This is a genomic window from Streptomyces sp. NPDC002520 (assembly GCF_053595235.1).
This window is the reverse complement of record NZ_JBSFXG010000028.1, coordinates 107929-121044: the sequence shown is the minus strand read 5'-3', so window position 1 is coordinate 121044 and position 13116 is coordinate 107929. Positions and strand designations below refer to the sequence as shown.

The window sequence follows — 13116 nt, the reverse complement described above, 5'->3', positions numbered from 1 at the left end:
TTCTCGTTGTCCGCCCGCACCGCCCCGGGGCCGTTGGTGTGGCTCGGGTCCGTCGCCCCGCCCCCCCCCGCGGCCGCTGAGCTGAGCGCTCACGTCCTGGACGCTGAAACACGAGCCCCCTCGCAGTGGCCCGCGGCAGCGGTCTGATCGTCAACATCTCCTCCTTCGGCGCCCGAGCCCCGCTGCACTCGGTGCCCTACGGCATCTCCAAGGCAGGTCTGGACAAGATGGCCGCCGACATGGCGCACGAGCTGCGCGCGGCGAGGGTGTCGGCTCTCTCCCTCTGGCCCGGTCTGGTGCGCACGGACGGGCTGGTCGAGGCCGGCGTGGAGGAGATCGCCGGGTTCAAGCTGGCGGACGCCGAGTCACCCGAGTTCGTCGGCTCCGTCATCGCCCGCCTCGCGGACGACAGCCGGCTGCCGGAGCGCAGCGGGCACACGTATGTCGTCACCGAACTCGCCGCGGAGTACGGAGTGACCGAACCTGACGGCCGGCGCGCTGCCTCACACCGCGCGGCCTTCGGCGGCGGCCCGCTGTACTGACGGCCGGCCGGGGTGACGGGGGAAAATCGGCCCAGGTACCCCGGCGGCACGACCCGCACGTGATCGGTCGTCCCACGCCGGTAGAGCGCGACGCCGGGCGGCATCCGGTGTCGTACGCGGAATCGGCGGTCACGAGCGCAGCGAGAACCGCATCTCAAGACCTTCATCGGCCGTATGCCGGGCAGCCGTCTCGATGTCAAGGCGGTGCCCGGCGAAGAGGGAGGGGCTCACACCCCCAGGTGGTCCCGGTCCCCCATCACCACGACGGGGTGCAGGTGAGGATCGAGGGTGTGAAGCAGCGTCTTCATCCCGGATTCCGGTACGGTGACACAGGCCGACGTACCATCGCCGTGGTCCAGGTGCAACCAGATGCCGCCTCCCTTCTCCACCCCCTCGGGGCGGGTCCAGTCGAACGGCGCGGCGCCCTTGAGCCGGTTGTAGTCGATGGCTATGACGTAGTCGAAGTCGTGGGCGTGGGCTTCGCCCTCTTCGGTCATGGACGCGAAGGCGTTGTCGTCGTACCAGTACTTCAACCGGCTGCCCGGGTCCTCGAGCCCGCCTCCCGCGTCCGTCAGGGTGAACACGCCGACGGGACTGCGCTCGTCGTCCAGGTGATGGTCCGTCGTCCAGCCCATCCTGCCGTTGTGCGCGGGCCAACTGCCCGCCACTTTCCACGCCGTGTCGCGCTTCTCGTAGAACACGACGGTGCTGTCGGACGAATCCCGGTCATTGCCGTAGACGACGACCGCCTGCCGGGAGCCCGCCGGTATCTGCTTCGACATCCGGCTTCCGACGCCCGGAAGGCGTATGCTTGCGGCCGGGCGCGAGGAGCCGGACGCCGCCGGGTTGTTGATGCCCGGTGCACCCCAAGGGCGCTTGCCCCCGCTGGTGGCGCCGCACGCCGTGGTGGCCGCCAGCAGCACGGTGCAGGCAAGCGCCGCGGATATGGCATGGCTCGCGCCGCCTCGCCGTGCCGGCGGAAGTGAGCGTCGTATGGAAGTAGATGTGCGCATGTTCAGGATCTTGTGCGGCGACGACCCCGACGCGCATCCGGACACGGGCATCCGGCGTAAGCCTCCGCGTCAAACACAGCGAGCGGGCCCGAGCGTTGTCTGCGGTGCGTGCCGCGGCAGGAAGCCGTCCGCCGATCGGATGCACTGCATCGCCACCGCCTCCACCCGCAGTGGCAGCCGATCGGGCGAGGTGGGGCCGAAGCGGATGTGGCGGATCTTCTCCGGCTCGGCGCTCACCCGGGTTTCTCCCGGATCCACACGGCACTTGGGCCACCCCCTGGGTCAAACCCTCATCCTGCTTCGCCGCTAGGCCGACTGGCCCCGTCCCGAGGAGAGGTCCGAGGAGTCCTAGTCGTCCTCGCGCAGGGTCCTCTCCAGGTCCGCCTGGCCCCGGTGCACGGTGGCCATGAAGCGCTCGGTCACCACCACGTGGATGTGAGCGATCCGCTCCTCATGGACCACGGGCACCACGAAATAGGACCTGTCCCCCAAGTACTCGGCCCGCGGCGGCTCATCCGCTCTGCCGAACCAGTCCAGGCTCTCGGTGTCCAGGCCCAGTTGATCGGCGACCGACCGCTCTCCCTCCTGATCCTCCACCGGCAGTTCGACGTCGACGAGCACGAAGGGGTCCGTGGCCAGCCGGTGACGTGCCTCCGCCGCGTCCGTACGGGTGACGGACACCTCCGGCATCGACACCACCGTTACGATCATCGCCCCTCGCTACTTCGTCCCGAAGCCGGCGGTTCCAGCGTCCGCGTGTTTCGGCGCCCCCGCATGCGCAGGCACTCGTGTGCGCCGCCGGGCTGCCCGAACGGATGACGGATTCCGCGTGCGTCGCCCCGCACCCGCCGCGGTCTTCCGTCCGGATCGCGAGCCCGGCGGGAGCCCGGCGAAAGGGCTTCGGGCGTGTCCCTTCGGCGGCGCGAGGGCCGTCTCTTGAAGGAAAGTCGCCCTGCTCAAGGGATTCCAATGTGCCCTACCGCCCGGTAGAACCACGAGCGACCCTGTCCCCGAGGAGACGGCCCCGCGGTATTCGGGCGCCGTCTTCTCCCGTCATCACCTTTGGAGCCGACTTGCTGCGTGTGACCCTCGTGTCCGCTCTGGCGGCCGCGCTGCTCCCGGTCTCGGCGCTCCCGGTCTCGGCCGCCCGTGCCGGCACCGCGAGTCCCACCGTCCCCGTTCTCACCGACGCGCAGGGCCGCACGCTCTCGCTGCGCGGCTGGAACGTCGAGGACAAGGTGCACCGGGGTGACACCGCCCTGTCCGCCATCAAGGAGCAGACCTTCCGCGACATGCGGGCCAAGGGTTTCGACTTCGCCCGCCTGCTCGTCTTCTGGGACGACCTCGAGCCACGCCCCGGCCGGTTCAGCGGCGGCTACCTGAGGAAGATCGAGCGCATCCTGGACTGGGCCGAACGCTACGACGTGCGGGTCGTCATCGACGCCCACCAAGATGTCTTCGGCCCCGCCTTCGGTCACCGCGGCATTCCGCAATGGGCCACGAGAACCGACGGTCTGCCCTTCGAGCCGCACCCCGACGACTGGTTCTCGGAGTACTTCGAACCGGCGGTGCAGCGCGCCTTCACCCACCTGTACGAGGACGAGGATCTGCGGCGCGCGCAGGTCCGCATGTGGAAGGTGCTCGCCGGCCGTTTCTCCCATCACCCGGCCGTGATCGGTTACGACGTGATCAACGAGCCGATGGGAGAGATGCGGCCGGGCGAGGACCTGCCGTCGGCGGCCCGTCGCATCGAACGCGATCAGCTGACGCCGATGTACAACCGCGTGGCGGACGCGATCCGCTCCGTGGACCGCGACGGATGGGTCTTCGTCGAACCGACGCCGATCGTCGGGGAGGCCGTGCCGACCGGCCTCGGCCGCGTGGACGACGAGAAGGTGGTCTACGCGCCGCACTTCTACAACACGGCCATGGAGGCCGGCGCGGACTACGACCCGCCGGCGGGCTGGGTCGAGGCCTACGAGCAGGCTGTCACGCAGTACCCCAAGGAGTACAAGGTTCCCGTGGTCGTGGGCGAATGGGGGCCGCTCAACAACTCGCTGCCGAACATGGGCCGCTTCTACCGCGACGCCATGGCCTCACTCGGCCGCTACAGTTCCGGCTGGGCGGGATACGTGTGGTGCTACGGCGGCGGCTACTGCGCCGTCGACGAAGCCGGTGCCTTCCGCACGAACAAGGAAATCACCGCCGAGCCGTACGCGGAAGCGGTCGCGGGCACCGTAAGGTCCTCGGCCTACGACCCTGCCGCAGGGGTGTACCGACTGGCATTCGACTCCTCCACGCGTCCGGGGCCCCGGATCACCGAGATCTCCCTGCCCTCGGAGGGCTGGAGCGTCACCGCTGAAGGAGGGGCCACGGTGCGCCGCCACGGCACGGGAAGGGCGTGGGTGACAGCCGCGCCGGGAGTTCGTGTGACGGTGACGGTCACGCGCCGCTGACACGGTCGCGCCGATTCCCGGCCGACGGGCGCAGGGTGCTGGTGTCCTCGAAACCCAGCCCCTGGCGCCACGATCTCCGGGCCAGAGCGCCCCTTTGGGCCTGCGCTCGCCGAAACCCGGCGGACGTGCGGATCGCGATCGTCTGCGACAACCACTGTCCGCACCGGCCACGATCCGCTTGCGTCAGGGACTTGGGGTCGAGGTTCAGGCGTCGTTCGCCTCCGCTCAGGTGCGGCGGCCGCCTCGGCGGTCGGAGCCGCGGGCGCCGGTCCCGACGGTACCGCCCTTGGCTCCGCCGGCCGCCGCCCGCCGGCCGGATCCGCGGACCGTCTTGCCGGATGCCGCACCGGCCGCGGACTGGCGGTCGGAGCTGCGGCCGCCCGCGCCGGTGGCACCGGTCGTGGTCCCGGCAGATCCCGCTCGGCGGGCAGCACCGCGCCCGCCGCTTGCGGAGGAGCCACCAGCCGCTGTCGCCCCGGCCGGGGCCCGGCGGTCGGAACCCCGGTTCTCCGTCCTGGTGGCAGCACCGGTCGCCGGATTCGCCCCGCCGCCGCTTCGGCGTCGGCCGCTGGATCGCCTGCCGGGCTTGGTGCCGGTCTTCCGGTCCGGGCTGGACGCCGTCGGTGTCGCCTGCTGGGGGACCTCGATGGTGACGGCCACGCCGGAAGGCTCGCGGGCGCCGGTGATGGTGGCCAGTTCCGCGTCGCTCGACGTGACGCGAGCCGTCCGGGGCCGGATACCCGCGTCCGACATGAGCCGGGTGACGTCCCGTTTCTGCTCGGGCAGGACCAGCGTGACCACGCTGCCGGAACCGCCGGCGCGGGCCGTACGACCACCGCGGTGGAGGTAGTCCTTGTGGTCGGTCGGCGGATCGACGTTGACCACGAGGTCGAGGTCGTCGACGTGTATGCCTCGGGCCGCGACGTTCGTCGCCACCAGCGCGGTGACCTGGCCGTTCTTGAACTGCTCCAGGGTGCGGTTCCGCTGCGGCTGGGAGCGGCCACCGTGCAGTGCCGCCGCGCGGACACCGACGGCCAGGAGCCGCTTGGCGAGCCGGTCGGCGGACCTCTTGGTGTCGAGGAAGAGGATGACCCGGCCGTCACGGGCCGCGATGCGCGTGGTGACGGCCTTCTTGTCGGTCTCGTCCTGGACGTGGAGCACGTGGTGCTCCATGGTCGTCACCGCTCCCGCCGAGGGGTCCACGGAGTGCACCACGGGGTCGGTCAGGAACCGCTGCACCAGGCGATCGATGTTGCGGTCGAGGGTGGCCGAGAAGAGCATGCGCTGTCCGTCGGGCCGTACTTGCTGGATCAGCTTGGTGATCTGCGGCAGGAAGCCCATGTCGGTCATCTGGTCGGCTTCGTCCAGCACCGTGATGCGTACCTGGTCGAGTACGCAGTCCCCGCGTTCCACGAGGTCGTTGAGCCTGCCCGGTGTCGCCACGACCACCTCGGCGCCGCGCCGCAGCAAGCCGGCCTGCCTGGTGATGGACAGCCCGCCGACCACGGTGGCCAGTCGGAGGTTCACCGCCGTCGCGTAGGGGGTCAGCGCGTCCGTCACCTGCTGGGCGAGCTCACGGGTGGGCACCAGCACGAGGGCGAGAGGCGCCTTGGGCTCCGCGCGCAGCCCGGCCGTGCGGGCCAGGAGCGCCAGCCCGAACGCGAGGGTCTTGCCGGAGCCGGTGCGTCCCCGTCCCAGCAGGTCACGGCCGGCGAGCGAGTTGGGCAGGGTGGCGGCCTGGATGGGGAACGGGCTGGTCACGCCTTGCGCGGTGAGGGTCTTCAGCAGCCCCGCGGGCATGTCCAGGGCGGCGAAGTCCTCGACGGCGGGCAGCGCGGGTGTGGTGCTTTCCGGCAGTCGGAACTCTCTTGGTGACGCCGCGGAGGGTGAGGGTGACGAGGCACGCCGGTTCGACTTCTGGGGCCTGCGGGACATGCAGTGGTCTGCCTTCCTGGAAACAGCACAAACCGGGGTCCGCACCATGACGGTGCGGACCCCGGTGAGTGGATACGCGTCCGGCCGATCAGGCGGGGACGATGTTCTCCGCCTGCGGGCCCTTCTGGCCCTGCGTGACGTCGAAGGAGACCCGCTGGCCCTCCTGCAGCTCACGGAAGCCCTGGGTCGCGATGTTCGAGTAGTGGGCGAAGACGTCGGGACCGCCGCCGTCCTGCTGGATGAAGCCGAAACCCTTTTCGGCGTTGAACCACTTCACGGTTCCCTGTGCCATGACCTTCTCCTTCTGTAGGCAGAGGCCCCATCCGGAGATGCCGGAAAAACAAATAATGCGCCTGGAGGAGAAACATTCCCGTCAGGCGCACATAGGTTCATGGGTACCACAACTGCAACACCGAAACAGTAGCACAGCTCAGCGGCCCGTGACCGGGTCATCGAGTCTCGCATCGGGGTTGTGAGCTGCCGGTACGACCTCGTCCGGCCGAGGTCCGGCCGAGGTCCGGCCGAGGTCTGACCGAGATCCGTCCCAGGTCTGGGACGAGAACCGGTTCGGTTCGACATGGACTCTCGACGTCATCACGGCAGGGCTGCGGCGTCGGCCGGTTCGTCGGCACGCGGCAGCGCCGTCCTCTCAAGTACCTGAGATCACGACGCTGCGCGGGCACGGCTGTCGGCTGGAACTCGGCCAGAACTCGGCTGGGGCCGGCACGGGCGGATCGGTCCTGGCCGTGGGGCCGGACGTCACCCACGTCCGCCCCGGCGACACGGTCCTGCTGCCATTCGGCACCTTCGCCTGGTCCGAGCAGGTGCTGGCTGCGGCCGCGAAGCTGACGGTCGTCGACAAGTCCATCGGTCTCGACCAGGCCGCGATGCTCAGGATCAATCCCACAACCGGGGCGCTACTTGTGGAGTCGCGTGACCTGCCGGCCGGCTCGTGGGTGGTGCAGAACGCGGCGAACAGCGGCGTCGGCCGCTCCGTCATCGCATTCGCCAAGGAGCGTGGGCTTCGCACGGTCAACATCGCCCGCCGAGAGCACGTGGTCACCGAACTCGAGGAACTGGGCGCCGACATCGTGCTCGTCGATCACCCGGACGTGGCCACGCGTGTGCGTGCGATCATCGGCGACGATCCGGTGCTGCTGGGACTCGACGGCGTGAGCGGAACGGCCACCTCACTGCTGCTGGACGTGTTGACCGAAGGCGCTCTGCTGGTGAACTACGGCTACATGAGCGGCGAGCCCTTCACGCCCGATCCGGACGTACTGGGGGCGGAGAACATCACCACAATGGAATTCTGGATCTACGAGGACAAATATCTGCTCCGCCATCCGGCCCTGAGCGCAGAGTCCGCGCGTCTGGTCGTGGAGGGAAAGCTGACGTTGCCCTCCGCTCCCGTCTACAAGGCCAGGGACTTCGCTGAGGCCCTCGCGTACATGCAGGAGAAGGGCAAAGTCCTCCTGGACTTCAACCCCCATCGCACGTATTTCTCGATGAGCGCGGGCGCACGACGTCCTTTATAGATGTCCGGAGACGGAATCACCGCGAGTCGGCCGCACGAGTCGGTGCCGGGCAACCCGGTCTTTGCACACGATCAAGGAGGAGGACCATGACCACGCACAGCACCATCGGCGTACTCGGCGCAGGCGAGGTGGGCCAGGCGATCGCCGGTCAGATCATCCGCCACGGCCATGAGGTGGTCATCGGCAACAGCCGGGGCCCGGAAACCCTCCAGACCCTCGTGGGCAGGCTGGGTCCGATGGCCCATGCCGTCACGGCCGAGGATGCGGTGAAGCCGGAACTCGTGTTTCTCTCGGTGCCGTTCTTCGTCGTGCCGGAACTGACCGGTCTCACCGACTGGTCCGGGAAGATCGTCGTCGACACGACGAATCAGTACGCAGCGGCCAACCCATGGCGGGGCCGGTACGACGTCGGTGACCTCACGGGGAGCGAGTGGGTCGCCGAGCACCTTCCGGGCGCCCTGGTCGTCAAAGCTCTCAACAACATGTTCGCCTCGTTCATCGCGGCGGACCCCCGGCATGACCAAGGCCGGACGGCGGCCTTCTACGCGGGTGACGACGCCACTGCGAAGGCGACCGTGGCCGCCCTGTTGGAAGAATTCGGATTCGCCACCCTGGACCTCGGCGGTCTGCGCGAGGGCGGGCGGCTGTTGCAGTTGGACGGTCCGCTCAGCGGCAAGCACCTGCTGCTGCAGGACGTCGCCTGACGCCCTGGCCGAGGCCCGCGCGGACTCGGCGCGCAGGAGGAACATCATGAACCGTCGTGCCGACCGCACCCGCGGGTCGTCTATATAGATCTCCTCCCCTCCGGGCCAATCAGCCAGTATCGGAAAACAATCCGACAAATCATATTGTTGACCGATTAGACCACAACGTGCCTATAGTGGTCCTACTGGTCAACAAAAGTTGTGGAGGATCCGATGCGCCAGAGCCAGACGGAGCGCAACAAGGCCGCCGTCCTCGAATTCCTGACGACCGCCTTCAGCTCCAAGGACTTCGCCGCGCTGGACCGGTACCTGCACCCGAACTACGTCCAGCACAACCCGTTCATCCCGCCTGCCAAGGACGGGCTGCGCAGGTTCATCGCCGAACTGCCCGACGCCTCGCGCTACGAGCCCGGGGCGATCATCGCCGAGGGAGACCTCGTCATGGTCCACGGCCGGTACTCCGGTGGATCCGGCGCACCCCTCCTCGGGGTCGACATCTTCCGCTTCGAGGACGGCCTGGTGGTGGAGCACTGGGACGTCCTTCAGGACGAGGTTCCCGCGCAGGAGACCGTCGCGGGCAACCCCATGTTCACCAACCCCCAGGCCGGCCATGCCGATCGGCCGTCCTGATCCACCGGGTCAACGGCTCGGGCCCGTACTGCGCAGGGCGGCATAGAGACCACGTCCGGCCAGCCTCCGGCGTCGCGTACCCCATCCAGACTCGAGCGTCGCGGGCCCCCACCTCATCCCGGCACCCAGGAGCAGGCGAGTGAAAGCGTCGATCAAGGTGGTGACCTGCACATGAACGCCCTACTGGATCTTGCCGTCGAGGCCCATGGCGGCCTCCGGCGATGGCAAGAGGCGACGGCGATCCGCGTACGCGGATCCATAGGCGGGCTTCTGTGGACCCTCCGTGGCCGGCAGGGCATCCTCGCCGCTGCGGACATGACCGTTGACGTGCAGCAGGAGCGCGTGGTCTTTGCGGGATTCACCGGCCCGGGACTGCGCGGCGTGTTCACGCCCGACCGAGTCGCGATCGAGAGGCAGGACGGCGAGGTCGTCGCCGAGAGGACCTCACCACGCGCGGCCTTCGCCGGCCATGGCCCGGACACCCCCTGGGACAAACTCCACGTGCTGTACTTCGCGGGCTACGCCATGTGGAACTACCTCACGGCCCCCTACCTGCTGACGCGCCCTGACGTCGTCGTGGAGGAACTGGATCCCCGGGAGGAAAACGGCGAGATCTGGCGACGGCTGCGGGCGACCTTCCCTGACACCATCGCCACACACGTCAAGGAGCAGGTCTTCCACTACGACGCCGCGGGCCTGCTACGACGCCACGACTACGCCGCCGAGGTGCTCGGCGGGACGCCGGCGGCGCATCTGTGCGAGAAGCACGAGACGGCGTCGGGGCTGGTCTTCCCCACCCACCGCTACGTTCTCCCCATTGACATGGATGGACGGGTCCTGCCCGAGCCGGTCCTTGTCGCCATCGATCTCACCGAGATCTCTCTCGCCTGACCACCACACGAGCGCACCCGCGCCGACGCCGCCTCGGACAGCGGGGCGCTGACCGGGCGCTCGGCGAAATCAGCCCTCCGTGTGGAAGGAGCCGGCCCTGGGGATCAGAGCCAGAGCGGATCGCACCGTCCGCTCGAGCGTCGCCCCGTCGACATCCGCCTTGGCGATGGAGTCGATGCCCCTGATGACGCTCAGCAGCACATATCCCAGGGCCGAGGAGTCGACGTGGTCGGCCACTTCACCCGCGTCCTGGGCGTCGTGGATCGTGGCCGCGAAGACGTCGGCGAGATCGTCGAATGCGCGGCGGGCCGTCTGCGCCACCTTCTCGTCCTCACCGGCGCGGTCCGCGGTGACCTTGGTGAGGAAGCACCCGCGGTGGGGCGACTCGTCGGCAAAGGTCTTGGCGAGCGTGACGAGGTAGCGCTCGAGTCGCGCCATCGGCGAGGTAAGCACTGCTTCCGGACCACCCTGCAACTGCTCGCGGGCCTGGGCGAGAAGATCTTCGCAGTAGTCGGAGAAGACACGCACATACAAGTCGTGCTTGTTGCCGAACGCCTTGTAAATGCTGCCCTTGCCCAGACCGGTGGCTTCCATGAGGTCGTAGGTGGAGGTGCCCGCGAACCCGGTCGTCCAGAACTGGTCACGTACGACGTCGAGCACAGCGGCCTCGTCGAAGCCTCGCTTTCTTCCCATGTCCTCACGGTACGCCGTTGTGGTCCACCTGGACCACAACGGTCTCCTTCGGTCGACGAGCAGCCCCGTGATCACCACGGCAGCGCACCCACGCCGGAAGGCCTGAGCCTGAGCCGGAGCCCGGATGCACACCGCGGCCGCGGCGTCGTGGCAGCCCGACAGGTCTGGCTGACCTGCACGGACAACCAGGCTGACTCGCTCATCCACGAGTGGCCTGCCTCACTAACTGCTGAGTCTCACTAGAGGACTCGTACCATCGCTGTATGAGACGCACATCGTTTGCGAACTGGCCGTGCTCGGTGGCCAGGACCATGGACCTGCTGGGCGACTGGTGGACCCCGCTGGTGTTGCGAGAGGCGTTCTACGGGATCCGCCGGTTCGACGAGTTCCAGCAGGAGCTGGGCATTGCCCGGAACACGCTGACGGAGCGGCTGCGCAGGCTGGTGGAGGCGGGCCTTCTCGAGAAGCAGATGTACGAACGGCAGCCGGCCCGCTACGAGTACGTGTTGACCGAGTCGGGCCGTGACTTCTATGGCGTCATCCTCGCCATGACGGCGTGGGGCGACCGGTGGTTGGCGAGCGAGGAGGGGGCGCCGGTGGTCACCCGCCATGAAACCTGTGGTCACGACGCCCACGGGGTGGTGGTGTGCTCGCACTGCAGGGAACCGTTGACCTGGGAGGACGTCACTCCTCGCCCCGGCCCCGGGTATCCCCCGAAGCTCCTCAGCCGTCCCAACATCCGACGCCGGTTCCACCTGGACGAGGCAGAAGAGCCGGCGCCGACCGCCGACTGACGTCGGCTCTCGCTGTCCAGCGGCCTGAACACGGCTGCCGAGCAACTGGTCGGCGATGGCGTTCACTCGAGCGTGTCTGCCGGCCAACGTGTGCTCGAGCCGTAAGGAACGGCCCGCGGCATTCGACGGGGGCCGTGAGTCGGCGCCGTCTTGAGGCAGGCTGTCACCGCCTCACGTCGGCGCCTGGCCGCGAGCCTGCCGGGCATGCGTGTGCCGGCACCACTGCGCGACTGAATACCGGCTCCGCGGCTGACCGGGACGGCCGGTCTCCCACTCCCCCACGGCACTCGCGACGTCGGCGCGGCGGCCTCGACAACCCCACCGCACAAAGGGAGCTACCTGGCCGCGACGGGTTCGGGAGGACCGTCGACCTCACGGACCAGTTCGATCGCCCTGGCCAGCGTGCCGAGCCGGGCCTCCAGGGTTTCCCCGGCCGGATAGAGGCGGACTGTGGTGACCCCGGCGTCGCGCCAGACCCCCAGGCGCTCGCGCACCATGTCCTCAGTACCGATGAGCGTGGTGCCCAGCACCATCTCGTCGGTCACCAGACCGGCCGCGCCGTCCCGGTCGCCGCTCTGCCACCGCTCACGCACCTCGGCGGCGACGTCAGCCCAACCCTGGCGGCTGTAGGCGTTGTTGTAGAAGTTGGTGGACGCCGACCCCATGCCGCCCAGACTGAAGGCAAGTTCCTTCTTGCGCCGAGAGGTCATTGCACCGAGCGCCTCCTCATCGGGCGCGAAAGCGACCTCGGCACCTTGACAGACGTCCAGGTCCGCTCGGGTGCGGCCGCTACGGGCCAGCCCCTCGTCCAGATGGGCGAAGTAGGCCTCGGCCGCTCCCTCGGGTACGAAGCTGGTGCCCAACCAGCCGTCGGCGACCTCGCCGGTCAACCGGAGCATGGCTGGGGACAGTGTGGCCAGGTAGATGGGGATCTCGTGCTCGGCGCGCATCGACAGCCGCATCGGGACGGCCTCGCCGCCGGGCAGCGGGATGGTGAACTCCTGGCCGCAGTAGGTGAGTCGGCCGCCGTCGAGCACCCGTCGTACGATCTCCACGGTCTCGCGCATACGCTTCAGCGGCCGGGCGAAGGACACTCCGTGCAGGCCCTCTATCACCTGCGGGCCGGACGCACCGAGACCGAGCAGAAAACGCCCCTCCGACAGGTTGGAAAGGGTGATGGCGGTCTGCGCGACGACCACAGGGGTCCGTGTGCCCAGTTGCATGACGCCGGACCCCAGGAGCATCCGGTCGGTGAGCGCCGCGTAGTAGCCGAGCGCGGAGGGCGCGTCGGAACCCCACGCCTCGGCGACCCAGCAGATGTCCAGGCCCAGCTTCTCGGCCTCGACGACGAAGTCCGTCTGCTGGGACCAGTGTTCGCCGCCCGAGGCCTCGATCGTGGTGGCCGTGCGCATCACCCCTCCGCCCGCTTCTTGATCTGCGCCAGTGTGGACGTCATGGCGCTCTCGAACTCGCGCATCCGAACGAAAACGATCTTCTGTTCCTTGTCCGGCATCCGGTCGATGGCCAGGGACAGCCCGGAACGCCCGGGGCCCATCTGCATCCACTCGGAGAGTTCGGTCCCGCCGTCCTTGGGGCGTAGCCGGAAACGCCAGACCGCGGAGGGGTGGGACGGATCCTCCACCGCCCAGGCAAAGGTCGACATCGGTGCGTACTCGATCACATGAGAGGTGGTCTCCCACTTGCCGAGCGCCTCGTGCTCACTACGGCCGACGAACTTGGCCCCCACCGCCGGGCCGGCGGCGCCGTCGAGCCATTCGACGGACTTGAGCTCCTCACTCATGCCCGGCATCAGCTCGATGTCGCTGACCAGGTCCCACACCTTGTCCGGTGAGGCGTCGATCCAGGTCCGCACCTCGATCGTGGGAGTGTCCGCGTAGCGCGCACCTGTCCATTCCAAGA

General features: G+C 68.8%; 15 protein-coding genes. 7 read left to right on the top strand and 8 right to left on the bottom strand.

Annotated elements, in window-relative coordinates:
- Nucleotides 1-125 precede the first annotated feature (125 nt).
- Nucleotides 126-542: an SDR family NAD(P)-dependent oxidoreductase gene (locus ACWD5D_RS31645; RefSeq protein WP_451376204.1), complete on the top strand. Its 417-nt coding sequence runs from the start codon at nt 126-128 to the stop codon at nt 540-542.
- A gap of 227 nt (nt 543-769) precedes the next feature.
- On the opposite strand, the gene ACWD5D_RS31640 is transcribed toward ACWD5D_RS31645, so the two are convergent.
- The 3 genes from ACWD5D_RS31640 to ACWD5D_RS31630 all read right to left on the bottom strand — a co-directional run bounded on the left by ACWD5D_RS31640 (nt 770) and on the right by ACWD5D_RS31630 (nt 2266).
- Entirely contained in the window at nt 770-1324 is a 555-nt protein-coding gene (locus ACWD5D_RS31640) for a hypothetical protein (protein ID WP_451376203.1), read from the bottom strand.
- A 300-nt stretch (nt 1325-1624) separates the two neighbouring features.
- On the bottom strand, nt 1625-1792 hold the full coding sequence (locus tag ACWD5D_RS31635) for a hypothetical protein (protein ID WP_451376202.1): 168 nt from the start codon (nt 1790-1792) through the stop codon (nt 1625-1627).
- Between the two features lie 111 nt (nt 1793-1903).
- Nucleotides 1904-2266, bottom strand: a complete 363-nt coding sequence (locus ACWD5D_RS31630) for a hypothetical protein (protein ID WP_451376201.1) — start codon at nt 2264-2266, stop codon at nt 1904-1906.
- A 401-nt stretch (nt 2267-2667) separates the two neighbouring features.
- On the opposite strand from ACWD5D_RS31630, the gene ACWD5D_RS31625 reads away from it, so the two are divergent.
- Nucleotides 2668-4011 (top strand): cellulase family glycosylhydrolase, encoded by a 1344-nt coding sequence (locus ACWD5D_RS31625; protein ID WP_451376206.1) that lies wholly within the window; start codon nt 2668-2670, stop codon nt 4009-4011.
- Nucleotides 4012-4236: 225 nt separating this feature from the next.
- Here the strand turns inward: ACWD5D_RS31625 and ACWD5D_RS31620 are convergent, their stop codons facing one another.
- Both ACWD5D_RS31620 and ACWD5D_RS31615 read right to left on the bottom strand, forming a co-directional pair.
- Nucleotides 4237-5946, bottom strand: coding sequence for a DEAD/DEAH box helicase (locus tag ACWD5D_RS31620; RefSeq protein ID WP_451376200.1), 1710 nt, complete (start codon nt 5944-5946; stop codon nt 4237-4239).
- An 88-nt stretch (nt 5947-6034) separates the two neighbouring features.
- Nucleotides 6035-6238 (bottom strand): cold-shock protein, encoded by a 204-nt coding sequence (locus ACWD5D_RS31615; RefSeq protein ID WP_023544341.1) that lies wholly within the window; start codon nt 6236-6238, stop codon nt 6035-6037.
- A gap of 454 nt (nt 6239-6692) precedes the next feature.
- On the opposite strand from ACWD5D_RS31615, the gene ACWD5D_RS31610 reads away from it, so the two are divergent.
- The 4 genes from ACWD5D_RS31610 (at nt 6693) to ACWD5D_RS31595 (ending at nt 9709) form a co-directional block, all read left to right on the top strand.
- Nucleotides 6693-7484 carry a zinc-dependent alcohol dehydrogenase family protein gene (locus ACWD5D_RS31610; protein WP_451376199.1) on the top strand — a complete coding sequence of 264 codons (792 nt, stop codon included), beginning with the start codon at nt 6693-6695 and terminating at the stop codon, nt 7482-7484.
- Nucleotides 7485-7570: 86 nt separating this feature from the next.
- A complete protein-coding gene (locus ACWD5D_RS31605) occupies nt 7571-8188 on the top strand; it encodes an NADPH-dependent F420 reductase (protein WP_451376198.1) in 618 nt (205 codons plus the stop codon).
- Nucleotides 8189-8401: 213 nt separating this feature from the next.
- Nucleotides 8402-8818 (top strand): nuclear transport factor 2 family protein, encoded by a 417-nt coding sequence (locus tag ACWD5D_RS31600; protein WP_451376197.1) that lies wholly within the window; start codon nt 8402-8404, stop codon nt 8816-8818.
- Nucleotides 8819-8989: 171 nt separating this feature from the next.
- Nucleotides 8990-9709 (top strand): hypothetical protein, encoded by a 720-nt coding sequence (locus tag ACWD5D_RS31595; RefSeq protein WP_451376196.1) that lies wholly within the window; start codon nt 8990-8992, stop codon nt 9707-9709.
- 69 nt (nt 9710-9778) lie between these two features.
- Here ACWD5D_RS31595 and ACWD5D_RS31590 read toward each other — a convergent pair whose 3' ends face one another.
- Nucleotides 9779-10402, bottom strand: a complete 624-nt coding sequence (locus ACWD5D_RS31590; RefSeq protein WP_451376195.1) for a TetR/AcrR family transcriptional regulator — start codon at nt 10400-10402, stop codon at nt 9779-9781.
- 263 nt (nt 10403-10665) lie between these two features.
- Here ACWD5D_RS31590 and ACWD5D_RS31585 point away from each other — a divergent pair, with 263 nt between their 5' ends.
- Nucleotides 10666-11196, top strand: coding sequence for a winged helix-turn-helix transcriptional regulator (locus tag ACWD5D_RS31585; RefSeq protein WP_451376194.1), 531 nt, complete (start codon nt 10666-10668; stop codon nt 11194-11196).
- 335 nt (nt 11197-11531) lie between these two features.
- Here ACWD5D_RS31585 and ACWD5D_RS31580 read toward each other — a convergent pair whose 3' ends face one another.
- The gene (locus tag ACWD5D_RS31580) at nt 11532-12608 is read right to left on the bottom strand and encodes an LLM class flavin-dependent oxidoreductase (protein WP_451376193.1); all 1077 of its coding nucleotides are present in this window, start codon (nt 12606-12608) and stop codon (nt 11532-11534) included.
- On the bottom strand, nt 12608-13114 hold the full coding sequence (locus tag ACWD5D_RS31575; protein ID WP_451376192.1) for an SRPBCC family protein: 507 nt from the start codon (nt 13112-13114) through the stop codon (nt 12608-12610). The genes ACWD5D_RS31580 and ACWD5D_RS31575 overlap by 1 nt, the downstream gene beginning before the upstream one ends.
- Nucleotides 13115-13116: the final 2 nt, after the last annotated feature.

What these genes read in the sequence shown, in the direction of transcription:
- ACWD5D_RS31580 (WP_451376193.1), bottom strand. Translation starts at nt 12,608, where the DNA reads ATGCGCACGGCCACCACGATCGAGGCCTCGGGCGGCGAACACTGGTCC.
- ACWD5D_RS31630 (WP_451376201.1), bottom strand. Translation starts at nt 2,266, where the DNA reads ATGATCGTAACGGTGGTGTCGATGCCGGAGGTGTCCGTCACCCGTACG.
- ACWD5D_RS31605 (WP_451376198.1), top strand. Translation starts at nt 7,571, where the DNA reads ATGACCACGCACAGCACCATCGGCGTACTCGGCGCAGGCGAGGTGGGC.
- ACWD5D_RS31620 (WP_451376200.1), bottom strand. Translation starts at nt 5,946, where the DNA reads ATGTCCCGCAGGCCCCAGAAGTCGAACCGGCGTGCCTCGTCACCCTCA.
- ACWD5D_RS31615 (WP_023544341.1), bottom strand. Translation starts at nt 6,238, where the DNA reads ATGGCACAGGGAACCGTGAAGTGGTTCAACGCCGAAAAGGGTTTCGGC.
- ACWD5D_RS31590 (WP_451376195.1), bottom strand. Translation starts at nt 10,402, where the DNA reads ATGGGAAGAAAGCGAGGCTTCGACGAGGCCGCTGTGCTCGACGTCGTA.
- ACWD5D_RS31600 (WP_451376197.1), top strand. Translation starts at nt 8,402, where the DNA reads ATGCGCCAGAGCCAGACGGAGCGCAACAAGGCCGCCGTCCTCGAATTC.
- ACWD5D_RS31585 (WP_451376194.1), top strand. Translation starts at nt 10,666, where the DNA reads ATGAGACGCACATCGTTTGCGAACTGGCCGTGCTCGGTGGCCAGGACC.
- ACWD5D_RS31595 (WP_451376196.1), top strand. Translation starts at nt 8,990, where the DNA reads ATGAACGCCCTACTGGATCTTGCCGTCGAGGCCCATGGCGGCCTCCGG.
- ACWD5D_RS31640 (WP_451376203.1), bottom strand. Translation starts at nt 1,324, where the DNA reads ATGTCGAAGCAGATACCGGCGGGCTCCCGGCAGGCGGTCGTCGTCTAC.